This window comes from Pseudomonas sp. Colony2 (assembly GCF_019382755.1).
GTDB lineage: Bacteria > Pseudomonadota > Gammaproteobacteria > Pseudomonadales > Pseudomonadaceae > Aquipseudomonas.
Genome location: NZ_CP080030.1, coordinates 193,153 through 193,472 on the forward strand (window position 1 = coordinate 193,153; position 320 = coordinate 193,472).

At 50.6% G+C, this 320-nt stretch carries 1 protein-coding gene; it reads right to left on the reverse strand.

Annotated elements, in window-relative coordinates:
* Positions 1 to 93: 93 nt before the first annotated feature.
* Positions 94 to 320 (reverse strand): hypothetical protein (locus JV201_RS00840; RefSeq protein ID WP_219406382.1); only part of this gene is annotated, 227 nt, incomplete at its 5' end.

Here is a 320-nt window from a genome sequence, read left to right on the forward strand (position 1 = left end):
AGGCTTTAGATCGCTCTGTAACGATCATTCCGCGGGCTATCAATATCTCAAGTTGGTCCTGGTAGCTCTGCCAAGGCTTAGGGTAACCCTGGATCATTGGTGCATCACTTTAGGCATGTGCGAGTCCCTCCAGCTTGAAATCGATGCAAGCGCCCGCCCTTCTATGTGTGGCGTCACTCGGGCTTTCACTTTGCTGTTCGAGGAACTTATGGTCAGCCAGAAAACTGTTACTTTATTTGCATCTTCCTCCTTATCTTGCGCCCACAAAAAAGCCCCAGGCCTTTCGACCTGGGGCTTTTTCATCTGTATATGGTGCCCCG